Source organism: Enterobacter sp. KB-221C9 (assembly GCF_041320715.1).
In the GTDB taxonomy this organism is placed as follows: Bacteria; Pseudomonadota; Gammaproteobacteria; order Enterobacterales; family Enterobacteriaceae; genus Enterobacter; species Enterobacter asburiae_D.
Genome location: NZ_JBGIWG010000009.1, coordinates 41,112 through 66,316, shown reverse-complemented (window position 1 = coordinate 66,316; position 25,205 = coordinate 41,112). Strand labels below are relative to the sequence as shown.

Here is a 25,205-nt window from a genome sequence, read left to right as displayed (position 1 = left end):
AAAACGCCTAGCCTAAAGGAATGATATCGCCTTGCCAACCCTCTCCGCCGAGCGTACCGGTCACCAGAAGCTCGCCAGTATCCGCGCGCACGATCAGCTGGCCTTTTTCATCCCACAGCGCGCTACCGCCGCAGGCGTTTGCCATCAGCACCGCAATGGCATATTTATGCGCGAAGCGCTGCAGGGTACTGATGGACTGCCGCCAGCGGTTATCCCTTACTGACTGGCAGCTGGTGACAAGCGTTGCCCGGGGATCGAGATTGGGGGAATCGCCATGCGCATCAATGATGGTAAGGTGCTTATCCCCCGGCACCAGGCTGGCACCGTGACCTTGCGGGTAGCGCAGGATGCGGTGGCGAGCGGGCGTAAAAAGCGCGAGGCCTTTCTGGCGCTGACCATTCCGCTCCAGGGGAATCCCGGCAATAACGGTAATCCGGTAAAAATGTGCCGCGTTAAGCAGCGATTCCAGCTGCGCGTCATCGGGTGGGGGAGGGAGCGTCGACGTGCCTGAGCCCGTTAATGAGAGTTCAGGGAAGACCAGCAAATCACACCGCTGCCGTGCTGCTTCGGCGATGAAGCGCAGGTGGTGCGTAACATGGTCATCCACGCTCTGGTGCTGACCGCTATACTGGGCTGCCGCTATATTCCAATGTGACATCGTGACTTCCTTATACACTGAGTCGCAGAGATTTAAGAATACACCTAAATTAATCAGGGTTTTCTTATCCTGCCAGATTCCGCGTAAGGAAGTGTAACGACTCGTTAAGCTTATTTAACTTTTGGCTCGTACGGTAAACGAGAGAGGTTAACCGAGGCGAGGCGGTGGGCAATTAATCTTTCGCGAAACCAGTCGCGCAGATGGACGGGTTGTTCCCGTTCCACGACTTCAGCCACGATGGGCATGTTGTAACGCTCTTTAAACGCGACGCCAGCGGCAGCGAGATCGACATTCACTTTATCCATCTCGTCCTGCGGAAGGGCGGCCAGATTGATCTTCATTACCTTCTCCTTTTTATGCGGCGGCAACGTTACCGCGAATGCACGATGATGACAAGCGGAGGCAGGATGTTCCTCGACTCGTTTATTATACAGCGTTATTCTTTAGCATACAGACATAACAAAAAGGAATGATTGCGATGGGTTTCTCCGCTTCCCGCGCGGTATGCGCACTGGTTTTTGTGGCCTCAACAATGATGGCACCCTCCGTGATGGCACATGCACATCTTAAACAGCAGATCCCGGCAGCAGACAGCGTGGTGACCGCACCGCAGGCACTTACGCTGAATTTTTCGGAAGGTATCGAACCTGGATTTAGCGGCGTGGTGGTAACGGATGCGCAAAAGCAGGTCATCAAAACGGGAACCGCCACGCGAGACGAAAAGAACAAGGCTCAGCTCACCGTTCCGCTGGAACAAACGCTGGCTTCGGGGACTTACAAGGTGGACTGGCACGTGGTCTCCGTAGACGGCCATAAAACCAAAGGCAGCTATCACTTTAGCGTGAAATAACATGCTGGCGCTGTGTTATATCGGGGTGCGCTTTATCCATTTCGGGGCGCTGATGCTGGTTTTCGGCAATGCGCTATACAGCGTCTGGTTTGCGCCTTCGTCTCTCCACCGTCTGATGTCCCGGCGTTTCCAGTCGCAGCAGAAAGTGGCGGCCTTAGTGGGCCTGGCGGCAGCATTCCTGATGTTTATGCTGCAGGGCGGGTTGATGGGTAACGGCTGGAGAGATGTCTTTGCCCCGCAGGTCTGGTTCAGCGTGATGGGGACCCGGTTTGGTGGCGTCTGGCTGTGGCAAATGATCCTCGCGGCGATGATGGTCGGTGCGGCATGGCTTGCGCCGCTGAAAGGTTCCCGGCTGCTGCTGCTTGCAATGGGCCAGCTTATCCTGCTGGCTGGGGTTGGGCACGCGGCGATGAACGACGGTCCGATGGGGGCGTTGCAGCGTCTTAATTATGCTTTTCACCTGATCTGTGCCGCAACCTGGCTTGGCGGATTACTGCCTCTGCTGTTCTGCATGCGCCTGGCGAAAGGGCGGTGGCAGAATGCCGCCATCTTTACCATGATGCGCTTCTCGCGCGTGGGGCATTACGCCGTCGCGGGCGTGCTGCTCACCGGCGTGATAAATGCGCTCATGATACTGGGCGTCCATATTCCCTGGCAGGCTGGCTACGTGCGGTTTTTGTTGTTCAAATGTGCGCTGGTGGCGTTGATGGTGGTAATTGCGCTGGCAAATCGGTATTTTCTGGTGCCACGGTTTCGTCCGGAGACCGGGCGAGCACAACAGATTTTTATCAGGATGACACAGGCAGAAGTGGTGCTGGGAGCGCTGGTACTGGCAACGGTCAGTCTGTTCGCCACCTGGGAACCCTTCTGACAAGGTTAAATATCATATGAAAAAGACAGTACTTTCTCTCATATTGCTGGCCTGCACGGGGAGCGCGCTTGCCGCGCCGCAGGTTATCACCGTTAGCCGTTTTGAAGTGGGTAAGGACAAATGGGCGTTCAATCGCGAAGAGGTGATGCTGACCTGCCGTCCGGGCCACGCGCTGTATGCGATCAACCCGAGCACGCTGGTGCAATACCCGTTAAATGATACCGCAGAGCAGCAGGTAGCCAGCGGTAAGAGCAGCGGCCAGCCGATTAGCATTATTCAGATTGATGATCCGGCGCATCCGGGACAAAAAATGAGCCTGGCACCGTTTATCGAGCGCGCCGACAAGCTCTGCTAACGTTCAGGTTTCCAATAAAAAACCGCAGATGCTTGCGAAAGCACTGCGGTTTTTCACATTTTATGATGCTCTGGCGCTTTTTTTCCGACCGCTTTTGCTGTGGACTGGAAAACCTGGCGTCGTCATCTATTCTTAAAAGGCAAGGCGACTTAGCCTGCATTAATGCCAACTTTTAGCGCACGGCTCTCTCCCAAGAGCCATTTCCCTGGACCGAATACAGGAATCGTATTCGGTCTCTTTTTATCTGTATGTTTTTCAAAGCGTTGTTCGGTGATGACTCGAAATCACCCGAAACTTTCTCGAACTTTCCATATCCTGTCTAAACCATAACATACTCAGGACTGCGTGCGTCCAGGGTTTTTTGGGATCTTTGTTAAAATTTTGTGGCCGAGCGACCGCTGAGCAAACGTCTTCTGGCGAGCAAAAGGGCAGCCCGTAAGTTAAATAATGAACGCGCTGAATTTATCTTTGTGGCGGACAATGTACTCCGGGAAGTTTTCAACCGTCAGCTCTTGCTTGATTAACGTCCTGTCGCGTCCCCAGATATCTTCCGCATTTTTAATGACCTTCATAATGTGTTCCGGGTTGTTAAACTCAGGAAGATCATATTCAGTATGGGAAATGGTAGACATTTTTTCGGAGATACGCTCAGGTGTCATCACCCATGAGAAATGCCAGCCACCATTTTCAATGACGCTGTTGTTAACCTTGAACCAGTTCCATTTTAGCCACGACCAGCTTTTGACGCTTCGGGTGCGTTTAAGATTCCTGAATGATTCAGGTTCACCGCCAAAGAAATTAACGAGATTTTTATATTGGGTAGCTCTCGGTAATTTACATTTTCTTGGCGTGTTGTCAGTATTAAAAACCTGCAGGTTAAACTGATAATTGTAGAAATTCTGATAAATAGTGGTGCAGAGCTTTTTGGGATTTATTGATGCGACCACCCGAGGTGAAAATATCTCATCCACATCGGAAATTAAAATCAAATCATCATCGTTGGCCTGCGTCAAACCCTGCATGATAGCATTCCTCTGCGCGGCTTCATTTGCCCACGCATCTACCACCATACCCTCTGGCAGACCCGGAATGACTTCTCGAGCCGGATGTGATTCTTCAGCAGCTTTCGTTATTGGTTCTTTATCATGAACAACGTAGATAATTTTATCTTTAAATTGACTGTATTTATTTATGTCAAAATGCAGCTGTCTCTTTTTTCCGGTAAAGGTATGCGTTGACTCAACGATAACGAAGCGATCGACAACGTCCGCTAGCGTGTTAAGCCTGATTTCGAGAAGCATATCTTCATCGTAATATAAGAAGCAGTCATAAATCATTACCGAAATCCCTCATTTTTGCGCCCACATTGCGCTTTTTCCAACGTATTCGTCAGTTTCATTTTGCACAATGCTAACTGAGCGCCCTCGCCCTGTGCAATAGTGGGCTGCTTTATCATTCCTCTTTTAAACAGAAGGGATCCACTGTGCAGTGAGCGAAAGCGCCAGCAAGGCTTAAAAGTGGGACTTCACGAACGCCTCTATTTCATCGAGCAACTCAAAGCGACGGCGGTATTCGGCTCGTTTTTTACTGGCAATCTCTTCCAGGGACTTCCGTTCCATCTGAATCGGCAGCTGCCAGCAGTAGGCCGAGAGCTTTTTGCCGTCCAGAGATCCCCAAAACTCATCGTAGCTGGCATGGAAATGGCGGCCTTTGCTCAGGCGATATCGCAACGCGCGGAAAACGTGCCCCTCATCGCTGACGGCAAAAATAGCCCGGACGGATGACTGCGCGGCAAGCTGGAAGAGGACTTCCATCAACACCCGTTTAGGGAACAGGCCGTGGCAGGCGCGGGTGGCCTGTTTAATGACGTCTCGCGATACGCTGCGGCGGGGACCCTGAAGGCCGCCGATGACCATCACTTGCTGACCATTGCTGCGCGCGACGCTGAAGGTCAGGCTGGCCAGAAGCGTATCCTCGTTGTCGTGAAGCCACAATGTGCTTTCGCCTTCGCGCTCGGCTTTCCCCGCAGAGGAAGCATTGACCGTATAGGTTACCCCGTCTTTGGCGTGGAACTGTACGACGGTTTGCTCCTGCGGGCTGGTCAGGGCCTGAGCGAGACCGCTCTCTTTCAGGCTATCAATCCAGTAGTAATGGCTAACGATAGCGTCGGCGCGATCGTTAGCCGTCAGGCCGCGCATCAGATACTGCCGGTGGGTCTTGCTGGGTAACGTGATTTGTGAGGCAAGCAGCCTGTCGAAATCGTCGCGCCCGGAAAGGGCTTCCAGCATGCGATGGGTAGAGGACCAGAACAGAAGCGAGCGTAAAAGGAACTTCAGGCGATATTCGCGCTTCCTCCAGATTGGCCCCGGCACGCGTTTGCCGTTCACCAGCTCGGAAATAATATTTGTGCGATGCGGATAAAAAACATCGTTATGCAGGTGCGTATTAGACACGTGAAGACCCCTCTTTTTTTTCTACCCTTATTCTAAGGAGCCAGGAAAAAGGGATTAATAGCGCGAGGATCTTTATTTCTGTTTGGTTTACCGTTTGTTTCACTTCATGAGGACCGCGCCCGTCTGTTGCCTTTTCTGCGGTGGCTATACTGTTAAAAGGAGGTCCTATGTATCAGCGAATTGAAGGTGGAATATGGCGTCACGTCTGGGTTGTCAGCGATATACATGGGTGTTACCAGTGGCTTATGGATGAGCTTAAACGCCGTCACTTTAACCCGTATGAGGATTTGCTTATTTCCGTCGGGGATATGATCGATCGTGGCCCTGATAGCGTGAAATGCCTGCAGTTAATTCATGAAAAATGGTTCCGTGCCGTGCGGGGAAATCATGAGCAAATGGCTCTCGACAGTCTGGCTAATAACGATTCTTCGCTCTGGACGATAAATGGCGGGATGTGGTTTGCGCATCTTGAACGCGACCAGCAACAGCTTGCGCTGTCGTTACTCGAGGCCTGTCGGGAATTACCGCATATCATCGAGATAACCTGTGCGAACGGTCTGAATGTGATTGCCCATGCCGATTATCCGGCTGCGGAATACCGATGGCAAAAACCGGTTAGCGCCCAGCGCGTTTTATGGAACCGCGACAGGTTGATGGGATTCATGGTGGGCAAAGGGCAGGGCATCAGCGGCGCGGATCATTTCTGGTTTGGCCATACGCCCCTCGAAAGAAGGTATGATTTTGATAATCTGCACTACATTGATACGGGGGCTGTTTTCGACGGTTACTTTACGCTGGCGCAGCTGCAGTAATAAATAACCCGCCTTCGGGCGGGTTCTCTTTAGGTCAGGCAAGACGCATGACCCAGGCATCGGTTTTACTATCGTAGTGCTCACGGTAAAGTACAGAATGTTCGCCATCAAGTATTGCCGGGACGCTGGTGTCTGCATCCCATGCATCGAGCTGCATGCACAAATCCGGGTCGGATTTGCAGGGAATACTTAACGTTCGATCGCCCTGTGCTTCGCCGCGCAGCTCTGCGTCGTCGATCTCAAAAGCGCCAATACGCACGCTGGTTTTCGTCATAGTGCTCTCCGGGTCGGTTGTCAAAATCTGGTATGACCAGTGCGATCACCCATTTTTGATCGTAGACAAGGAGAGCAAAATCGCCAGTAAAAAAATGCGCTTTTTTTCAGTCAGTGCGATCGTTACCGGTAAACAGCCGGCCGTCCCGAACCAGCTCGCGCGGATAGCTGTTTTTAAGCCTGGAGCCGACTTTTTTTGCCAGCCCCAGCGGGTACCCTTGATAGGTCACTATCACTTCATCATGTGATGGCGCGCTGTCCGGATAGACATCGCGACCACGGTACCACTCTTCGGCTTCCTGATGCGTCAGGGCAAAGGTATTCTCGCGTCCGGCAAGGGCGATAACGGCCTCATGCTGCCAGCGATAGCCTTTGTTATGCACTTCCGCCAGGCGGATCCCGATTCGCGAAAAACGGACCTTTCCGATGAGCGGCTCGATCTGTGCCGGGAACAGCCATATCTCTTTATCACGCATCCAGAGATGCAGGCTCTCATCCCAGACCAGCCCAACCTTTTTAGCTGCGGCTTCAAGCTGTGCTGCATCGCGACCTTTAAGGGGGGCAAACGGGAAGTTGCCGACCTTGAACTTAGGTGCGGGCAGGGGAGCAACCGCCTGCGTTTTACGCAGACGCGCCACAAAGAACCCTTCGCAGTCGTAAATCTGCGGGAACACGTGGAGGAAACCCTCGGGGGTGACCGCCTCTTGCGCCGAGGCAAACAGATCGTTAAGCGGCAGGAACTCGACTGCGTCAGGGTAGTTCGCTTTCAGCCACTGACAGACGTCTTCGTTTTCATCGCGGTTTAGGGTGCACGTTGAATAGACCAGCGTGCCGCCAGGGCGCAACGCGTGAAATGCGCTCTCGATCAGCTCTCGCTGCGTGGCGGCGATCTCAAGGTTGCTTTCTACGGACCAGTTCTTTAACGCATCGGGATCTTTACGCACCACCCCTTCGCCGGAGCAGGGGGCGTCCAGCAGAATGGCATCAAAGGCTTCCGGTAGGGCGGCGCCAAACACGCGTCCATCAAAGTGCGTCAGGGCAACATTATGAATGCCGCAGCGGCTGATGTTGGCATGCAGCACCTTCACGCGGCTGGCGGAAAACTCGTTGGCGAGGATCGCCCCGTGGTTACCCATCCGGGCGGCAATCTGCGTGGTTTTCGAGCCGGGCGCCGCGGCAACATCCATCACGCGATCAGGCGCATTGCCATCGGCAAACAGGGCGGCAACCGGCAGCATCGAGCTGGCTTCCTGAATATAGAACAAACCGCTCAGATGTTCAGCGGTACTGCCCAGCGGCAGCGAGGCCTCGTCATCGCGTTCAATCCAGAACCCTTCAGCACACCACGGTACCGGCGTAAGCTGCCAGCCGTACGGCGAGACCAGCGCCAGAAAATCATCAACGCTGATTTTCAGCGTGTTGACGCGAATACTTCGGCGTAACGGACGCTGGCAGGCGGCGATAAAATCGTCTAACGACAGGTGAGAAGGAAGCGCCTCGCGCATCTGCGCCAGGAATTGTTCAGGAAGAAATACGGAGTTTTGAGCCACGGGCACACCACAGGGAAAAGTTCAGGCGCGCAGTGTAACATAAAGGCTCCGGTGCGTTGACACCGGAGCCTGTCAGATTAACGCGGCAGGGCGGTTCCCCACTCGCGCCACTCTTTCGGTTCGCTTTCGAGCAGCAGGAAGTGTTTACCCGGCTGCGCTTTAGGCGCCAGCGGCGTTCCCGGCGGTGTGGCAAACGCGATACCGCCGCGAATGAACTGGTTGAAGGTGCCGGTTTTCACCACGCCTCCCGTCAGGCCAAAGTCCAGCGAATAGCCGGATGCCAGCCAGAATACCGAGTTATTACGTACCAGGTGCTGGTAGCGTTCGCTGATGCGCAATGCCACCATCACGCGGTCGGAGAGCGTACCGAGCGTCAGGCCCGTGACCGTACCCACTTCAATACCGCGGAACAGTACCGGTGTGCCGATGTTCAGCGAGCCCGCTTCCGGCACTTCCACCACGATGCTCAGGCCGCCAAGGTAGCGCGAGTCGGTGATCGTGGCTTCCTGCAGTTCGAAATCACGACGGGCATTGCCCTGGCCTGGCTCAACGTTGATGTACGGCTGCAAAATGGTGTCGAGATGCTCAACGCCCGCGGCTGAGATCTGCGGCGTGACCACCGAGAAGCGCGAACCCGTGCGGGCGAAGGTCTGCATATATTCCGGGTAAAGCACGGCTGTAGCCTGCACCTCGTTACGCGAGGTAATCAGCGTAAGCTTCTGGATCTGCCCGATATCAATGCCCAGATAGCGGATTGGCATACCTTCCGCCAGCTTACCGGCATCAAACGCGTGCAGGGTAATCTGTCCACCCACGGCGCGTGCGGCGGTTTCGGACGGGAAGAGAATACGCTTATCACCTTTACGCAGATTCGCGCCCGCGCCGCTGAGGTTATCGAAGCTAATCGCCCCGCGCAGCGCGCGTGAGAGCGGGGAGGCCTGTACGGTCAGCCCGTTACCGTTAAGCTGAACTTTCGCGCCGCCTTCGGCCCAGAAGACGCTGTTTGGCGTCAGCAGCTTGCGGTACTCCGGCTTGATATGCAGTTCGATATCGAACGCGTCCGCACGCGGGCGAACGGTGATCACTTCCCCGACTTCAAACTTGCGATACAGCACTACGGATCCCGCCTGTACGTCCGGCAGCGTCTCGGCGCTTAGCGTCAGCGTGGTGGTAGGAAGATCGCTCAGGCTGTTTTCAATCGCTTTCTCCAGGTTGGCATACAGCGGATAGCTGTCGCGCACGGGGCCTTTATCGCCTGGCAGAATGCGGATACCGCCGTTAACCCATTCGCTGGCGCTGGCGCCGAGGAACTCCACGCCGTCCAGACCCACCTTCACGTCGACGCGACTGTTCACCACGAATTTGCTGTCACCATGCACCAGGTCGCTGTACTGCGGATCGATGGCGACCGAGAACGTCACGCCATCCGCGGAGAGCTTACGCTCCAGCACCTGACCGACCTGCACGCCGTGTAAAATTAACGGCTGTCCGGCTTCGATACCGTAACTTTCTGGCGCACTCAGCGTGACCGTCACCACGCCCGGCTTTTGCAGCAGGGTTTTATCCGCCGGGGCAATCACGAAGCTATTGCTGGGCTCACCATCACCGGGGATGAGCTCAAACGTATTTCCTGTCAACAGCGTGCTGAGGCTGGCATCGTTCAGAGAGAGCTTTGGACTGCGCATTTCAATGCGCGTTTTCTCGCGCAGGAGATCGACCACGCTCGGATCGACCGTCATTTCGCCGGTGACTGAACCGCCCGGGTTGAGCGTCATTTTGGTGAGCTGACCAACCTGCAGTCCCTGATACATCAGCGGCGTCGAACCCGCTTTTAGCCCTTTAGCATCGGGCAGGGCAAGTTTTACGATCACGCCGCGCTGGCTGTGCGCCAGGTCAGCATACAATCCAAATGAGTCATCCGCGGTGGCAGGGCTTGAATTTTCCGGGGAGTCAAAGGCAATGGCACCATTCACCAGCGCGGCCAGACTCTCCAGCTTCACTTTCGCACCGCTCAGACTGAGGTCCGCATCCACGCCGGAGACGTTCCAGAAGCGGCTGCCTTTTTTCACCAGATTGGTGAAGCGACGCTCGATCAGCACGTCGATGGTGACGCCCTGTTTATTCGGGTTGATCGCGTAATCGTACACGCGGCCAACCGGGATTTTGCGGAAATAGACCAGTGAGCCACTGTTCAGAGAACCGAGATCCGGCGCCTGCAGATGGATCATTAAATCGCCGTTATTGAGGCGGTACTTGGGCTGTGTATCCAGCGCAACAAAATGATCCTGCGGCTCGCCTTTACCCGGCATCATGCCAATATAGTTACCGCCCACGAGCGCATCCAGCCCGGAGACACCGGCCAGAGAGGCTTTTGGCGTCACCAGCCAGAACTGCGTTTCACTGCGCAGGGCATCCTGCATGTCAGATTTAATACTGACCCGCACCTGAATCTTGTTCAGCCCTTTTCCAAGGGAGATGTCCTGTACCGTACCCACCTCAACCCCCTGGAAGCGAACGGGCGTTCGCCCGGCGACGATGCCGTCGGCGGTCTGGAAATCAATGGTGACCGTACTCCCGCGATCTTCATAGCTCGTCCAGATCAGCCAGCCAGCAATCATCAGGGCGATGACGGGCAGCAACCAGAATGGCGAAATGCGGCGTTTTGTTTTAATTCTCGCTTCAGTCGGCGAAGCGGGGGTTTCCTGACTCATGTGCATCCCAAAGTAAGCGGCTATCCAGCCATTCCACAGCAAGAATAGTCAATATCACCGCAGAGCCGAAATAAAAAGCCGCGGGTCCCATTGTAAAAGCAAGTAGCTGGTCGCGATTGATGAGCGACATCATCAGCGAAATCACGAACAGATCTAACATTGACCAGCGGCCAATCCAGGTGACGAATCGCAGAAGCAGAATGCGTGTCCGTAAGCCTTGTTCACATTTAAAGTGAATGCTGATGAGCAGGGTAAACATCACCACCACTTTGGTAAAGGGAACCAGGATACTGGCAATAAAGACGATCGCCGCCACCCCGACGTTGCTGTGCGCAAGGGAGATAATCCCGGAGAGGATAGTATCCTCCTGACGCCCGCCATTCACGTAAATGATGGAAATCGGCAGCATATTGGCTGGGATCAGAAACACCAGGGAGGCGATCAGCGCGGCCCAGCATTTTTGCAGGCTGTTGTTGCGCCGCAGTCTCAACGGAATGTGGCACCGCGGGCAGCGTCCACGCGCGTCGGACAAGCCGGTATAGTGACATCCCAGACAGACGCGCAGATTGTCATCGGGACGCGTAGCGGGGCGCTGAGGGTAAAACCGTTCCCAGAGCTGCTCAACGTTCAGGTGGATAAGCGTCAGGATGCTCAGCAATACCAGACTGATGAAGGCAAAGAGCCCGATGCCGGGCTGCAAAAAGGCATAGTCCTGTACCTTTATTGACGCAACGCCCACGCCCACCAGATAAATATCCAGCATCACCCACTCTTTGAGCTTATCCAGCATCAGCAGCACCGGGCGAAGGTTCATGCCGAGAATATTGCCAAACCAAAGATAGGCAATGGCGGCAACCAGCACCAGCGGCGCGCCAACGGTGCAGAACAGCACCATGGCAGCGGTGATGGGATCGCCCTGACGGGTCATCTGCCAGATACCCTGCAGCACGTTGGCGTCAATACGCACGCCAAGCAGGTAGAGTTTCAGCAGCGGTTCGCTCCAGGCGAAGGGCATCAGCAGCAGCATGGTGACGGCCATGGCGGCGAGGCGGGTTAGCGACCAGTCGCGACCATCACGAATTTTGGCGTCGCAGCGGGGACAAAAGGCACTTTGGTGCGATTTCATCTTCGGCAACATAAAAAGCGTATCGCACTGGGGGCAACGCTGATAATGTGCACGTGGCAAAGCTTCGCTTACCGTATGGACAGTTATCTTTCTTGTCGGCGTAATTTTGGTTGTTTTTAAGGCCATCAGCAGCGCACAAATAAGTATTGTTGAAAGTTATAATAACTCATGAACGGATTCATCTTGAGCATGAGCGCATTTAATGCTTATTTTAATAGGCTATGCGGTAAATTTGTAAGACAACTAAGTGATTGAATAATGAACAAAACAGAATTCTACGCGGATCTGAACCGCGATTTTAAGGCATTGATGGCGGGTGAGACCAGCTTCTTAGCCACTCTGGCAAATACTAGCGCATTGCTGTTTGAACGTCTCTCTGACGTGAACTGGGCTGGCTTTTACCTTCTGGAAGGTGAAACGCTGGTGCTTGGCCCGTTCCAGGGCAAACTGGCCTGCGTGCGTATTCCGGTAGGGCGCGGCGTATGCGGTACGGCGGTGGCCGAGAACCAGGTCCAGCGAGTGGAAGACGTTCATGCGTTTGACGGGCACATTGCCTGTGATGCTGCCAGTAACTCTGAAATCGTTCTGCCGCTGGTGGTCAAAAATCAGATTATTGGCGTTCTGGATATCGACAGTACGGTCTTCAGTCGCTTTACAACCGAGGACGAACAGGGGCTGCGCGAGCTGGTGGCGAATCTGGAAAACGTACTCGCTGCAACCGATTATCAAAAATTCTTTGCGAGCGTCGCAGGATAATCAACGGATAACGTAGCATTTACTGATAGCGTCATTATAATGACGCCTGTTCATGCCTGCGCTTGTTGGCAACGTCCGTTGTAATCAGGAAATTTCATGGAAAATCAACCTAAGTTGAATAGCAGTAAAGAAGTTATCGCATTTCTGGCCGAGCGTTTCCCGCAGTGCTTCAGCGCGGAAGGTGAAGCTCGTCCCCTGAAAGTCGGTATTTTTCAGGATCTGGTGGCACGTGTTGAGGGGGAAATGAACCTCAGCAAAACTCAGCTGCGTTCCGCCTTACGTCTTTATACTTCGAGCTGGCGTTACCTGTACGGTATCAAAGCTGGCGCGACCCGCGTGGATCTCGACGGCAACCCGTGTGGTGAGCTGGACGAGCAGCACGTTGAGCACGCGCGCAAGCAGCTTGAAGAAGCCAAAGCACGCGTTCAGGCACAACGTGCAGAACAGCAGGCGAAAAAACGCGAAGCCGCAGCGGCAAACGGCCAGGAAGAAGCGCCTCGTCGTGAGCGTAAACCACGCCCTGCGCCGCGCCGTCACGATAATAACGATCGCAAACCGCGTGCAGACAAACCAGCAGCAAAAGCCCCGCGTGCCCCTCGTGAAGAGCCGCGCCATACGCCGGTTTCTGACATTAACGCTCTGAGCGTAGGTCAGGCGCTGAAGGTAAAAGCGGGTAACAATGCTATGGACGCCACCGTACTGGAAATCACCAAAGATGGCGTTCGTGTACAGCTGACTTCTGGTATGTCAATGATTGTACGCGCAGAACACTTGTTGTTCTGAAACGGAGGCCAAGCCTGGCATGAACACTTTTTTTAAGCTCACCGCGCTGGCGGGCCTGTTTGCTATAACAGGTCACGCTTTTGCAGTGGACGATATCACGCGTGTTGATCAAATTCCGGTACTCAAGGAAGAGACGCAGCACGCGACGGTGAGCGAGCGCGTGACCTCACGTTTTACCCGCTCGCACTATCGTCAGTTCGATCTCGATCAGGCCTTTTCGGCCAAAATCTTTGACCGCTATCTGAACTTGCTGGATTACAGCCATAACGTTTTGCTCGCCAGCGATGTCGAGCAGTTCGCTAAGCGCAAATCCGAGGTGGGTGACGAGTTGCGTTCAGGCAAGCTGGATCTGTTTTACGATCTCTACAACCTGTCGCAAAAGCGCCGTTTTGAACGCTATCAGTACGCGCTGAAAGTGCTGGAACGTCCGATGGACTTCACCGGTACCGACACCTTTAATCTGGATCGCAGTAAAGCACCCTGGCCGAAAGATGAAGCCGAGTTGAATGCGCTGTGGGACGGTAAAGTTAAATACGACGAACTGAGCCTGAAGCTGACCGGCAAAGACGAAAAAGAGATCCGTGACACGCTGACGCGTCGTTACAAATTCGCCATTCGTCGTCTGGCCCAGACCAACAGTGAGGATGTCTTCTCGCTGGCCATGACCGCCTTTGCTCACGAAATCGATCCGCATACCAACTATCTCTCTCCACGCAACACTGAACAGTTCAATACCGAGATGAGCCTGTCTCTGGAAGGTATCGGCGCGGTGCTGCAGATGGACGATGATTACACGGTGATCAATTCGATGGTCGCGGGTGGCCCGGCATCCAAAAGCAAAGCGATTAGCGTAGGCGATCGCATTGTGGGTGTAGGACAAACCGGCCAGAACATGGTCGACGTGATCGGCTGGCGTCTCGATGACGTGGTTGCGCTGATCAAAGGTCCGAAAGGCAGCAAGGTTCGTCTGGAAGTTCTGCCTGCCGGTAAAGGCACCAAAACCCGTATCGTTACCCTGACCCGTGAGCGTATCCGTCTGGAAGACCGCGCGGTGAAAATGTCGGTGAAAACCGTGGGTAAAGAGAAGGTAGGTGTCCTGGATATTCCTGGCTTCTACGTAGGGCTGACTGACGATGTGAAAGTTCAGCTGCAGAAGCTTGAAAAGCAGAACGTCAGCAGCATTATCATCGACCTGCGCAGTAACGGCGGCGGTGCGCTGACGGAAGCAGTTTCACTCTCTGGTCTGTTCATTCCATCTGGTCCTGTGGTTCAGGTGCGCGATAACAACGGTAAAGTGCGTGAAGATGCCGACAACGACGGTGTGGTCTACTACAAAGGCCCTCTGGTGGTCCTGGTTGACCGCTTCAGTGCTTCCGCGTCTGAAATCTTTGCCGCTGCAATGCAGGACTATGGCCGCGCGCTGATCGTCGGTGAGCCAACCTTCGGTAAAGGCACCGTTCAGCAGTATCGCTCTCTGAATCGTATTTACGATCAAATGCTGCGTCCGGAATGGCCTGCACTGGGCTCGGTTCAGTACACCATTCAGAAGTTCTACCGCGTGAACGGCGGCAGTACGCAGCGTAAGGGCGTAACGCCGGACATCATGATGCCGACAGGCACGGAAGAGACGGAAACCGGCGAGAAGTTTGAAGATAACGCGTTGCCGTGGGACAGCATCAACGCCGCGACCTACGTGAAAGCGGGTGATATGACGCAATTTGGCCCTGAACTGCTGAAAGCGCATAACGACCGCATCGCGAAAGATCCGGAGTTCCAGTACATCATGAAGGACATTGCACGGTTCAATGCCCTGAAAGATAAGCGGAATATCGTTTCTCTGAACTACGCACAGCGTGAGAAAGAGAACAACGAAGACGATGCAACCCGCCTGGCGCGTATCAACGATCGCTTCAAGCGTGAAGGTAAGCCTCTGCTCAAGAAACTGGACGATCTGCCAAAAGATTACCAGGAGCCTGATCCGTATCTGGACGAGACGGTGCATATCGCTCTCGACCTGGCGAATCAGGAAAAAGAGAAACCTGCCGTACAGCCCGCTCCGGCAAAATAATCTCCCAACAGGCACAAGAAATTGTGCCTGTTTCTTTTTGTTCTTCTTCCTTCCGTCAGCCAGATTTCCAATTGTGTAAAGTTGTGTCTTTCTGGTGACTTACGCCCGCCGGATGCTTGAAAATAGCCGCAATACCCATACGATGTGGGTAATCGCATAGTGCGTTTTGTTAAACTGAGGTAAAAAGAAAATTATGATGCGAATCGCGCTCTTCCTGCTCACCAACCTGGCGGTCATGGTGGTTTTCGGGCTCGTGCTAAGCCTGACGGGAATTCAGTCGAGCAGCGTTCAGGGTCTGTTGATTATGGCGCTGCTGTTTGGTTTTGGTGGCTCGTTCATCTCCCTGCTGATGTCGAAGTGGATGGCGCTGAAATCGGTGGGTGGTGAGGTTATTGAACAGCCGCGTAACGATATGGAACAGTGGCTGATGAACACGGTGGCTCAGCAATCCCGCCAGGCCGGGATCGCCATGCCGCAGGTGGCGATTTACCATGCCCCGGACATCAACGCTTTCGCTACTGGCGCTCGTCGCGATGCGTCACTGGTTGCCGTCAGCACCGGATTGCTGCAGAACATGAGCCGTGACGAAGCCGAAGCGGTTATTGCCCACGAAATCAGCCATATCGCCAACGGTGACATGGTGACCATGACCCTGATTCAGGGCGTAGTGAACACCTTCGTGATCTTCATCTCCCGTATTCTGGCGCAGATTGCGGCAGGCTTTATGGGCGGCAACCGCGACGAAGGTGAAGAGAGCAACGGCAACCCGCTGATCTACTTCGCCGTTTCGATGGTTCTGGAACTGGTATTCGGTATTCTGGCCAGCATCATCACCATGTGGTTCTCCCGCCACCGTGAATTCCACGCGGATGCCGGCTCGGCGAAACTGGTTGGTCGTGAGAAGATGATTGCCGCGCTGCAGCGTCTGAAAACCAGCTACGAGCCGCAGGAAGCGAACAGCATGATGGCCTTCTGCATTAACGGTAAATCCAAATCGCTGAGCGAGCTGTTTATGTCTCACCCGCCGCTGGATAAACGTATCGAAGCGCTGCGCAGTGGGGAATACCTGAAGTAACGCAAAGAACCTTAGTAAGCCGGGCAGGAGAACACTCCGCCCGGCTTTTTTTATGCCTGAACCCTGGGCTGGGTCACGCGCAGGCCGCTGACGACAGCCGCGAGGGAGGCAAGAGCACCCGCGGTGAGAAGCGCAAAATGGTTGCCGTTTTGTCCGGCGAGGTTAAACATCAGGGCAACCAGCGCCGCGCCGCTGCTTTGTCCCAGAAGGCGCGCGGTCCCCAGCATGCCGCTGGCACCTCCGCTGCGATGACGCGGCGCGGAGGTGATAATGGTGTGGTTGTTAGGGGACTGGAACAGGCCAAACCCTGCGCCGCACAGAATCATACGCCAGATGATGTCCAGATCGGTTGGCGATGACGGTAGCAGAGCCAGCGCGAATAGGCCTGTCGCCATTACCGCCAGCCCCAGCGCTCCCAATAAACCGGCATGGACGCGTTCAATCAGATAACCTGCCAGCGGTGCCATTACCATTGTCGCCAGCGGCCAGGGAGTTAACAGCAGGCCGGTCTCCACTTCTGAACGGCCTACGACGCTCTGCAGAAAGAAGGGCAGAGAAACCAGAGCCAGCATCTGGGCGCAGAACGAGCAGACTGACGTGCAAATGGAGAGGGAAAAGAGGGGAATACGCAGCAGATCGACCGGCAGTAAAGGCACCGGGAGAGTGAGCTGGCGGCGAACAAAGAAAAAGCCGATCGCCAGAAGGGCGATGAGCTCCGCGCCGGTAAGCATCAGAGACTGTCCCTGCGCAAAGCCGCTCAGGGCTGTAATCAGCAGGCCAAAAGTCAGAGCATTCATCACTGCACTCGCCACATCGAAGCGCGGCATGGTGCTTTTGGGACCGTTAGCGGGGAGAAAGCGCAGGGCGAAGAATATCGCGACGATACCCAGCGGCACGTTAATGGCGAACAGCCATTGCCATGACGCAACGGAAAGGATCGCCGCCGCAATGGTTGGTCCGGCGGCGGAAGAGACGGCGACAATAAACGAGTTTATCCCCATGCCGCGCCCCAGATGACGCTGAGGATAAATTAAGCGGATCAACGCCGTGTTTACGCTCATGAGCGCCGCGCCGCCAAAACCCTGCGCAATACGGGCAAGCGTCAGGGTATGCAGTGAATCTGAAAGTGCGCATAGCAAGGACGTGAAGGTGAAAACCACCAGACCGCACTGATACACCCGACGGTAACCGAACATGTCGCCCAGGAAAGAGAACGAGAGCAGGGAAACCACAATCGCAATCTGATAGGCGTTAACAATCCATATCGAACTGGCGGGAGAGGCGTGCAGATCGCTGGCGATGGTTGGCAGAGCAACGTTCGCGATTGCGCCGTCAAGGACGGCCATTGAGATACCGATAATGATGGTCGCTATAGCGCCATACCGCTGGGGTAACGGCAGGCCATCGGAAAGGGTCTTTTCCATTAGGATTTAAAAAGCTCAGCGTGAAATTATTCTCATGGTAACTATTTTAGCATTGTTACAGCCGGGATATGTCGCAGATTTGTAACGAAGTAAACGCGGATTGATTGCAGGTGACATGACGGGAACTTATAATAAAAACCGGTTCTGATTTTTATAAAACACTCTCTATGAGGTGGTAAATGGCTATTGCGGATTTGGATAAACAGCCAGATTCTGTTTCTTCCGTGCTGAAGGTGTTTGGCATCTTACAGGCGCTGGGAGAAGAGCGTGAAATAGGTATTACAGAGTTGTCGCAGCGCGTGATGATGTCAAAAAGCACCGTTTATCGCTTTCTGCAAACCATGAAGTCGCTGGGCTACGTTGCCCAGGAAGGCGAATCTGAAAAATACTCTCTGACGCTGAAGCTGTTTGAGCTGGGTGCCCGCGCGCTACAAAATGTTGACCTGATCCGCAGCGCCGATATTCAGATGCGTGAAATCTCTCGCCTGACCAAAGAGACCATCCATCTCGGCGCGCTGGATGAAGACAGCATTGTTTACATCCATAAAATCGACTCCATGTACAATCTGCGCATGTATTCGCGCATTGGTCGTCGCAACCCCCTCTACAGTACCGCCATTGGTAAGGTTCTGCTGGCGTGGCGCGATCGTGAGGAAGTGAAGCAGATCCTCGAAGGCGTGGAATACAAGCAAAGTACTGCGCGAACCATTACCAGCACGGACGCGCTGCTGACGGTGCTCGATCGCGTACGCGAGCAGGGGTATGGCGAAGATAACGAAGAGCAGGAAGAGGGGCTGCGCTGTATCGGCGTTCCGGTGTTTGACCGCTTTGGCGTAGTGATCGCGGGCTTAAGTATCTCCTTCCCAACCTTACGCTTCTCCGAAGAGCGTCTGCATGAGTATGTGGCTATTCTGCACACTGCCGCACGCAAGATTTCTGAACAGATGGGTTATCACGACTACCCGTTCTAATCTTTATTCGCATAAAAAAACGCCGCATCTGTTGCGGCGTTTTTTGTCAGTCATTTGCCCGGCTGTTTAGCCATTATCAATCACGACGGATGTTTTACGCAGTACGGGACAGTTCGTTAAACCAATGAACCCGCTGTCAGAATGCAGATACTGCGCAGTGCTCAGTCCTTGTGCTGTTACATACTTACACTGAATGCCTAAGCCGGCAGCATTTTCGGTGCTTCCCACAAGCACGCCATAACCCGTTAGCAGAAGGCCAATCCAGACGATGGCCAGTGCAATAATTGTTCGAATGATTAAGCGCATCATTACCTCTTTTATCGTTGTTATCATAATGCTAGCGTAAACGGTTTACGCGACGAAACAAGTGCAGGAATCTGAAAAAAGCGCGATGGAGGCACAGTTAGTCCTTGTTTAAGATAAGCGTGATAACCTCGTTACATCAGGTCATTAGACGGAGTGTGGAGTGAAAAAAATACGCTGGGTAATTCTGATTATCGTGCTGATAGCGTGCGTGGTGTTATGGACGCAGACGATCAATGTGATGTGCGATCAGGATGTACAGTTTTTTAGCGGCGTCTGCGCAATCAATAAATTTATTCCGTGGTAACACGCATTTTTTCTCAAGGTGATTTCCTTCCTTCGCGCCAGTGGTAAAATAGACGTTTTTATTGAGGTGGTGAAATGGGTGAGTTACTGAATTCAGGGTTGCTGAATATGGCATCCCTGATGATTTCTATGGTTGTTCTGCTTGTGGGGCTGGTCATTTGGTTTTTCGTGAACCGCGCCAGTTCCCGTACTAACGAGCAGATCGAACTGCTGGAAGCGCTGCTCGATCAGCAAAAACGTCAGAATGCGCTGCTGCGCCGTCTGTGTGAGGCTAACGAACCGGAAGAGAAAGACGCGCCGAAAGACCCGGTCGCTGAAGATAACAAAGACGAAGACGACTTTATCCGCCTGGTGGCTGAGCGTTAATCTTTTTGTCTGGGAGGTGGCTGTGGTCTGGAAAAATCCCTGGTATGACCCCTCCCTGAAACATCACACCCCGAACGGTTTTCGTAATACCGCTCCTGTCGGACATCAACCCGGCGATCTTGACCGCTGGCGTAAAGCGCGTAAAGAGGCGGGTTTACCGAAGCCGCCCGCGCTGGGTTATGAAGACTTTATCCACCGGTGGTGGCAACCGGTTGAGCTTACGCAACCTCATGAAGATGGGGTGTGGTGGCTCGGACACGCGAGCGTGTTGCTGCAGCTGGACGGCAATATCATCCTTACCGATCCGGTGTTTTCACGGCGCGCTTCTCCGCTCCCTTTCCTGGGACCACAGCGCAAAACGCCTCCCGCGCTGTCAGTCGATCAACTTCATCAGCTTGATGCGGTCGTCATTTCCCATAATCATTACGATCATCTTGATGATGCGACCATACGCCGTATCCTCAAACGCTTCCCCGACGTCAGTTTTTTTGTTCCGCTAGGCCTGGCCGACTGGTTTCGCCGTCGAGGAGCAAAACGCGTGGTTGAGCTCGACTGGTGGCATAGTTTCACCTGGCAGGGGATGACGCTGACCGCCGTACCGGCACAGCACTGGAGTATGCGCACGCCATGGAACCGCAATCGCTCACTATGGTGCGGCTGGGTTATGGAAGGGCGACATCATCGTTTCTGGTTCAGCGGTGATACGGGGTATTCGCCCGAGCTGCTGTTGATACCTGAACGCCTGGGCCATATTGATGCTGCTGCGTTACCGATTGGTGCCTATGCCCCGCGATGGTTCATGGCTGTCCATCATATGGATCCGCAATCTGCTGTGGCATTGTGGCAGCAGTTGGGTTGTCCTCTGGCGTTTCCCATTCACTGGGGCGTGTTTGAACTGGCAGATGAATCCCTGGATGAACCTGTGCGGGAGTTAACTGACGTGCTAGATAATTTAGCACCAGTTAATCATTCTTTCAGGATACTGAAAATTGGTGAATATTTATCCTTATAAACGAAGCGATAAAAGAGTGCATATATTCTGTATGTAAACGCGTGCAGGAATGTTTTATTTTTATCGAAACGTTTTGCTTGCCTTCTTTTGATGCAGGGTCATAAAAATTTCATTATTTTAGTGCATAACGCTGTTTATTAACTGGTGCATTTTAATACAGTTGGAGGCGGGTTATTAACGGTGTTTTTTCTCTGAAACAATTTGGTCGCGTTACAATGATTTAAGCATAAGTTTTCACAAATTGTTCTAACTCAATCAAGAAGTAAGATTTCTTTTCCCGGTTGCTGGACGCTTCGTAATGAATGAGCTATGTTAAAAAAGTCTTAGATTACAGCGGTTGTGAAGGCAACGCTGGGTCTTTGTTACGCAGCAGAGCTGTCTGTACGTGATGCGCATAATTGTGCAAAACCTGACAGGCACTGTTCGAATTTGTGCGGCGGATCGAGACATGTTTAAAAATGGCTTGCCATATTAAACATAGTGTGTGATAACACGTTTTGGGTCAAACGAGGTACAGTTCTGTTTATGTGTGGCATTTTCAGTAAAGAAGTCCTGAGTAAACACGTTGTCGTTGAATACCGCTTCTCTGCCGAACCTTATATTAGTGCCTCATGCAGTAATGTCTCAGTTTTATCTCAGTTAATGCCTGCGGGCTAAGAAAACACTCTAAGGAATTTTGCAAAATGGCAAAGATTAAAGGTCAAGTTAAGTGGTTCAACGAGTCTAAAGGTTTTGGTTTCATTACTCCTGCTGACGGCAGCAAAGACGTGTTCGTACACTTCTCTGCAATCCAGGGTAACGGCTTCAAAACTCTGGCTGAAGGCCAGAACGTTGAGTTCGAAATTCAGGACGGCCAGAAAGGCCCAGCTGCAGTTAACGTAACTGCTATCTGATCGAACCGCTGCTGACTGAAGCGCTTAGCACTTCAATCTCAGACATAAAGCCTCGCACAACGCGGGGCTTTTTTATGTCCCTTATCTTTCAAAATATTACCATTCGCGGTCTTGTTAGTAACTTGTTGCAAAGCTGCGAGGTTAGTAGCACTGTTTCACCACCCTAAACCCATCTTTTCCCGTTAAATCAGGGCGTTGTTTAACAGTCCTGGGGTACAGGTGAAGAATAAATTAATAACGGCCGCCGGAAATTTCATGCCGGCACGTTTTGTGCTGCTCTGTTTAGCTATTTTTTGTAGTCTGGCTTTTTTGCTGGGCCGCGTTGCCTGGCTGCAAATCATCAAGCCTGACAATCTGGTGAAGCAGGAAGATATGCGCTCCCTCCGCCAGCTGGCGATTGATGCGCCGCGGGGTATGATAATGGATCGCGAAGGTCGCCCCCTGGCGGTGAGCGTGCCTGTCCGGGCCGTGTGGGCCGATCCTAAAACGGTGCTGGCAAAAGGGGGCGTTGGCGTTGACGAACGCTGGCAGGCGTTGGCAAACGCGCTGCATCTCTCCCTGGGCACACTCTCGGCGCGAATCAACGCCAACCCGCAGGGCCGTTTTATTTATCTTGCCCGTCAGGTCGATCCTGCACAGGCAAAGTGGATCGATAAGCTCAATCTACCCGGCATCAATTTACGCGATGAGTCCCGCCGTTTTTATCCTGCCGGCCATGTGGCAGCGAACCTGATTGGCTTCACCAATATTGACGGGCAGGGCATTGAAGGCGTGGAAAAAAGCTTCAACGCGCAGCTGACCGGCAAGGCGGGTGTGCGGCAGGTAAGGGAAGACCGCTACGGACGCGTGATTGAAAACCTGACGGAAGTGGCACCCGCACCGGCGCATAACATCCAGTTAAGTATCGACGAGCGTCTGCAAACCATTACCGAAGATGCGCTCGATAATGCCGTGGCCTGGAACAAGGCCGAGTCTGGGGCATCGGTGTTAATTAATATCCCAACCGGGGAAATCCTCGCCATGGCGAGCTATCCGGACTTCAACCCTAATAATCGGGAAGGCGCGACGATAAACGATTTTCGCAACCGCGCGATCAGCGATACGTTCGAACCCGGTTCGACCGTCAAGCCGCTGGTGCTGATGACGGCCCTGCAGCAGGGGCTGGTCCAGCCGGACAGCGTGATTGATACTCGCCCGTATACCCTTGATGGGCATCGTATCCGCGATGTGGGTTACTACCCTGAACTGACAATGACCGGGATCTTGCAAAAATCGAGCGACACCGGCGTTTCCCGACTCTCCCTGGCAATGCCTGTCCAGCATCTTATTGATACCTATCGAAACTTTGGCTTTGGCACCAATACGGGGCTTGGCTTAACGGGTGAGAGCGCGGGGCTGTTGCCCCAGCGTAAATACTGGGGCCAGCTCGACCGCGCGACCTTTGCCTTCGGCTACGGGCTGATGGTGACCCCGCTCCAGCTGGCGCACGTCTACGCCACCATTGGCGGCTTCGGGCTTGAGCGACCTCTCTCAATTACGCGTATCGATCCACCCGTTATCGGGCACCGTGTTATGCCGGAAGAGATTGCGCACGAGGTGGAGCACATGATGGAGAGCGTTGCGCTGCCCGGCGGCGGTGGGGTTAAGGCCGCCGTTCGTGATTACCGGGTGGCGGTGAAAACCGGTACGGCGAAGAAAATTGACGACAGCGGGAAGTACGTCGATAAATACGTCGCCTATACTGCCGGCGTTGCGCCTGCCAGCGATCCGCGCTTTGCCCTGGTGGTGGTCATTAACGATCCGCAAAATGGCGCCTACTACGGTGGTGCCGTTTCCGCGCCTGTCTTCAGCGAGATTATGGGCAACGTGCTGCGCCTGGAGAATGTGAAGCCTGACGGGTTACCGGCGGGTTCCGATCACCTTATCGTTATGCGTTAACCGGGCGTTTATAACCAGGGCGAATAGCGGTACACTTCGCCCTTTGATTATGCTCCGGAGTCACCATGTCCTTCAGTTGTCCCCTTTGCCACGCCCCCCTGACGCACTCAGATAAAAGTTATACCTGTCCGCAGGGGCACCAGTTTGATATGGCAAAAGAAGGCTACGTGAATCTTCTGCCGGTGCAGCATAAGCGTTCCCGCGATCCCGGCGACAGTGCAGAGATGATGCAGGCGCGCCGCGCGTTTCTTGATGCCGGGCACTATCTGCCGCTGCGGGAGACCGTCGCGCAGATGCTAAATGACATTCTGCCGGGTTCAGCCACCGCCATGCTCGATATCGGCTGCGGGGAAGGTTACTACACCGCACGGTTTGCCGAGGTTGCCGGTGAGAAGGGCGCGTTGACGTTCGGTCTGGACGTGTCGAAAGTGGCCATTCGCGCGGCGGCAAAGCGTTACGCGGACGTGACGTTCTGCGTGGCATCCAGCCACCGGCTGCCATTTGACGATGCCAGTATGGACGCTGTTATCCGCATTTACGCGCCCTGCAAGGCGGAAGAGCTGGCTCGCGTGGTGAAACCGGGCGGGTGGGTCGTCACCGTGACGCCGGGCCCGCGTCATCTTATGGAGCTGAAAGGGCTGATCTACGACGAAGTGCGTCTGCACGCCCCTCATTCTGAACAGCTGGCCGGTTTTAGCCTGAAGCAGGAGCAAAGCGTGGCGTATGAAATGACGCTGAAAGGGGAAGAGGCCACCGCGCTGCTGCAGATGACGCCGTTCGCTTGGCGGGCAAAACCGGAAGTATGGGAAGCGTTAGCGGCACATTCAACATTTTGCTGCCAGACGGATTTCAGTATCCACGCCTGGCAGCGCGAAGATTAACCGGCGAAGTGCGCCCAGAGGATCTGGGCACCAATGCCAATCAACACAATTCCCCCCAGGATCTCGGCGCGTTTACCCAGCAGCGGGCCGATAAACCGTCCGACCATCATGCCCAGCGTGGACATAATCAGCGTTGCGCAGCCGATGGCCAGCGCGGTGGCGATAATATTGACCTGCAGGAATGCCAGACCGACACCGACGGCCATCGCATCAAGGCTGGTGGCTATCGCCGTGGTGACCAGCAGCCAGAACCCGTGGCGATGCTGCGGCTCTTCGTCTTCATCATCACCGCCGCGAAAACCTTCAATCACCATTCGGCCACCGAGAAATACCAGCAGTACAAACGCAATCCAGTGGTTCCATTCCAGCACGAACTGGCTGGCGAGCATGCCAAGACCCCATCCGATAAGCGGCGTCAGCGTTTCGATAGCACCGAAAATCAGGCCAGTACGCAGGGCTTCTGAGAATTTAGGTTTATGGAGCGTGGCGCCTTTTCCGATGGAAGCAGCAAACGCGTCCATGGACATGCCAAAAGCGAGGAGGATCGTAGCGGAGATATTCATAACAGCGTCCAGACCGGGGATATCCATATGACACATCACTGCCCCCAGTAAACAGCAGTTGATGTATCTATGGTCTCGCCTGATCGCGCCGCACTTAAGATGTGCTGTCAGCGATCCGTACGCGCCACGTTTTTCAACGAGCATGTTGACACGTACATTTCCTGCGAGCAGGAAATCGGCTACTCCCCAACGACGGGCGCAACCTTA

The 25,205-nt window shown here is 54.0% G+C and carries 26 protein-coding genes and 1 pseudogene; 16 read left to right on the top strand and 11 right to left on the bottom strand.

Annotation, left to right across the window (positions count from 1 at the left end; translation table 11 throughout):
- Positions 1–7 precede the first annotated feature (7 nt).
- Together AB8846_RS14760 and AB8846_RS14755 are read right to left on the bottom strand one after the other, a co-directional pair.
- Entirely contained in the window at positions 8–658 is a 651-nt protein-coding gene (locus tag AB8846_RS14760; RefSeq protein ID WP_370733029.1) for a nitrilase-related carbon-nitrogen hydrolase, read from the bottom strand.
- A 110-nt stretch (positions 659–768) separates the two neighbouring features.
- Positions 769–999 (bottom strand): DNA polymerase III subunit theta, encoded by a 231-nt coding sequence (locus AB8846_RS14755; protein ID WP_119915903.1) that lies wholly within the window; start codon positions 997–999, stop codon positions 769–771.
- A gap of 137 nt (positions 1,000–1,136) precedes the next feature.
- On the opposite strand from AB8846_RS14755, the gene yobA reads away from it, so the two are divergent.
- The 3 genes from yobA to AB8846_RS14740 are packed head-to-tail and all read left to right on the top strand — an operon-like array spanning position 1,137 to position 2,734.
- On the top strand, positions 1,137–1,508 hold the full coding sequence (gene yobA, locus AB8846_RS14750; RefSeq protein ID WP_370733028.1) for a CopC domain-containing protein YobA: 372 nt from the start codon (positions 1,137–1,139) through the stop codon (positions 1,506–1,508).
- A gap of 1 nt (position 1,509) precedes the next feature.
- Positions 1,510–2,379 (top strand): copper homeostasis membrane protein CopD, encoded by an 870-nt coding sequence (gene copD, locus AB8846_RS14745; protein ID WP_370733027.1) that lies wholly within the window; start codon positions 1,510–1,512, stop codon positions 2,377–2,379.
- Between the two features lie 16 nt (positions 2,380–2,395).
- Positions 2,396–2,734 carry a YebY family protein gene (locus tag AB8846_RS14740; protein ID WP_024909705.1) on the top strand — a complete coding sequence of 113 codons (339 nt, stop codon included), beginning with the start codon at positions 2,396–2,398 and terminating at the stop codon, positions 2,732–2,734.
- Between the two features lie 440 nt (positions 2,735–3,174).
- Here AB8846_RS14740 and AB8846_RS14735 read toward each other — a convergent pair whose 3' ends face one another.
- Entirely contained in the window at positions 3,175–4,071 is an 897-nt protein-coding gene (locus AB8846_RS14735; protein ID WP_370733026.1) for a benzoate transporter, read from the bottom strand.
- Positions 4,072–4,245: 174 nt separating this feature from the next.
- Positions 4,246–5,187, bottom strand: a complete 942-nt coding sequence (locus AB8846_RS14730; protein ID WP_370733025.1) for a VirK/YbjX family protein — start codon at positions 5,185–5,187, stop codon at positions 4,246–4,248.
- Positions 5,188–5,354: 167 nt separating this feature from the next.
- Here AB8846_RS14730 and pphA point away from each other — a divergent pair, with 167 nt between their 5' ends.
- Positions 5,355–5,999, top strand: a complete 645-nt coding sequence (pphA, locus tag AB8846_RS14725) for a protein-serine/threonine phosphatase (RefSeq protein WP_370733024.1) — start codon at positions 5,355–5,357, stop codon at positions 5,997–5,999.
- Between the two features lie 34 nt (positions 6,000–6,033).
- Here the strand turns inward: pphA and AB8846_RS14720 are convergent, their stop codons facing one another.
- From AB8846_RS14720 to yebS, 4 genes are all read right to left on the bottom strand, one after another.
- Positions 6,034–6,273: a YebV family protein gene (locus AB8846_RS14720; protein ID WP_008500472.1), complete on the bottom strand. Its 240-nt coding sequence runs from the start codon at positions 6,271–6,273 to the stop codon at positions 6,034–6,036.
- A gap of 106 nt (positions 6,274–6,379) precedes the next feature.
- The gene (gene rsmF / locus AB8846_RS14715; protein ID WP_370733023.1) at positions 6,380–7,822 is read right to left on the bottom strand and encodes a 16S rRNA (cytosine(1407)-C(5))-methyltransferase RsmF; all 1,443 of its coding nucleotides are present in this window, start codon (positions 7,820–7,822) and stop codon (positions 6,380–6,382) included.
- Positions 7,823–7,899: 77 nt separating this feature from the next.
- Complete coding sequence (locus AB8846_RS14710) at positions 7,900–10,533, bottom strand: PqiB family protein (protein ID WP_063143720.1); 2,634 nt, start codon at positions 10,531–10,533, stop codon at positions 7,900–7,902.
- On the bottom strand, positions 10,502–11,785 hold the full coding sequence (yebS, locus tag AB8846_RS14705) for a membrane integrity lipid transport subunit YebS (RefSeq protein WP_370733022.1): 1,284 nt from the start codon (positions 11,783–11,785) through the stop codon (positions 10,502–10,504). The genes AB8846_RS14710 and yebS overlap by 32 nt, the downstream gene beginning before the upstream one ends.
- A gap of 132 nt (positions 11,786–11,917) precedes the next feature.
- Between yebS and AB8846_RS14700 the strand changes: the two genes are divergently transcribed.
- From AB8846_RS14700 to htpX, 4 genes are all read left to right on the top strand, one after another.
- Entirely contained in the window at positions 11,918–12,415 is a 498-nt protein-coding gene (locus AB8846_RS14700; RefSeq protein ID WP_008500476.1) for a GAF domain-containing protein, read from the top strand.
- Positions 12,416–12,511: 96 nt separating this feature from the next.
- The gene (proQ, locus tag AB8846_RS14695; protein WP_023336085.1) at positions 12,512–13,198 is read left to right on the top strand and encodes an RNA chaperone ProQ; all 687 of its coding nucleotides are present in this window, start codon (positions 12,512–12,514) and stop codon (positions 13,196–13,198) included.
- Positions 13,199–13,217: 19 nt separating this feature from the next.
- Complete coding sequence (prc, locus tag AB8846_RS14690) at positions 13,218–15,266, top strand: carboxy terminal-processing peptidase (RefSeq protein WP_063143722.1); 2,049 nt, start codon at positions 13,218–13,220, stop codon at positions 15,264–15,266.
- Positions 15,267–15,459: 193 nt separating this feature from the next.
- Complete coding sequence (gene htpX, locus AB8846_RS14685; RefSeq protein ID WP_014884290.1) at positions 15,460–16,341, top strand: protease HtpX; 882 nt, start codon at positions 15,460–15,462, stop codon at positions 16,339–16,341.
- Between the two features lie 50 nt (positions 16,342–16,391).
- Here the strand turns inward: htpX and AB8846_RS14680 are convergent, their stop codons facing one another.
- Complete coding sequence (locus AB8846_RS14680; protein WP_370733021.1) at positions 16,392–17,765, bottom strand: MFS transporter; 1,374 nt, start codon at positions 17,763–17,765, stop codon at positions 16,392–16,394.
- 179 nt (positions 17,766–17,944) lie between these two features.
- On the opposite strand from AB8846_RS14680, the gene kdgR reads away from it, so the two are divergent.
- Positions 17,945–18,736, top strand: coding sequence for a DNA-binding transcriptional regulator KdgR (kdgR, locus tag AB8846_RS14675; protein WP_032641251.1), 792 nt, complete (start codon positions 17,945–17,947; stop codon positions 18,734–18,736).
- A gap of 66 nt (positions 18,737–18,802) precedes the next feature.
- Here the strand turns inward: kdgR and AB8846_RS14670 are convergent, their stop codons facing one another.
- The gene (locus AB8846_RS14670) at positions 18,803–19,042 is read right to left on the bottom strand and encodes a YobH family protein (RefSeq protein ID WP_063143724.1); all 240 of its coding nucleotides are present in this window, start codon (positions 19,040–19,042) and stop codon (positions 18,803–18,805) included.
- 160 nt (positions 19,043–19,202) lie between these two features.
- Here AB8846_RS14670 and mgrB point away from each other — a divergent pair, with 160 nt between their 5' ends.
- The 7 genes and pseudogenes from mgrB (at position 19,203) to rlmA (ending at position 24,435) form a co-directional block, all read left to right on the top strand.
- Positions 19,203–19,346 (top strand): PhoP/PhoQ regulator MgrB, encoded by a 144-nt coding sequence (mgrB, locus tag AB8846_RS14665; protein ID WP_006175995.1) that lies wholly within the window; start codon positions 19,203–19,205, stop codon positions 19,344–19,346.
- 74 nt (positions 19,347–19,420) lie between these two features.
- Positions 19,421–19,711, top strand: coding sequence for a YebO family protein (locus AB8846_RS14660; protein ID WP_063143725.1), 291 nt, complete (start codon positions 19,421–19,423; stop codon positions 19,709–19,711).
- A 22-nt stretch (positions 19,712–19,733) separates the two neighbouring features.
- On the top strand, positions 19,734–20,723 hold the full coding sequence (locus tag AB8846_RS14655) for an MBL fold metallo-hydrolase (RefSeq protein WP_370733019.1): 990 nt from the start codon (positions 19,734–19,736) through the stop codon (positions 20,721–20,723).
- A gap of 525 nt (positions 20,724–21,248) precedes the next feature.
- A pseudogene (locus AB8846_RS14650) lies at positions 21,249–21,393 on the top strand (DUF2627 domain-containing protein).
- Positions 21,394–21,406: 13 nt separating this feature from the next.
- Positions 21,407–21,616 carry a transcription antiterminator/RNA stability regulator CspE gene (gene cspE / locus AB8846_RS14645; RefSeq protein ID WP_001062678.1) on the top strand — a complete coding sequence of 70 codons (210 nt, stop codon included), beginning with the start codon at positions 21,407–21,409 and terminating at the stop codon, positions 21,614–21,616.
- A gap of 219 nt (positions 21,617–21,835) precedes the next feature.
- A complete protein-coding gene (ftsI, locus tag AB8846_RS14640; RefSeq protein WP_370733018.1) occupies positions 21,836–23,554 on the top strand; it encodes a peptidoglycan glycosyltransferase FtsI in 1,719 nt (572 codons plus the stop codon).
- 65 nt (positions 23,555–23,619) lie between these two features.
- A complete protein-coding gene (gene rlmA, locus AB8846_RS14635) occupies positions 23,620–24,435 on the top strand; it encodes a 23S rRNA (guanine(745)-N(1))-methyltransferase (protein ID WP_331412050.1) in 816 nt (271 codons plus the stop codon).
- Here the strand turns inward: rlmA and mntP are convergent.
- Positions 24,432–24,998 (bottom strand): manganese efflux pump MntP, encoded by a 567-nt coding sequence (gene mntP, locus AB8846_RS14630; RefSeq protein WP_029741998.1) that lies wholly within the window; start codon positions 24,996–24,998, stop codon positions 24,432–24,434. The two genes, rlmA and mntP, sit on opposite strands and share 4 nt — an antisense overlap.
- Between the last annotated feature and the right edge of the window lie 207 nt (positions 24,999–25,205).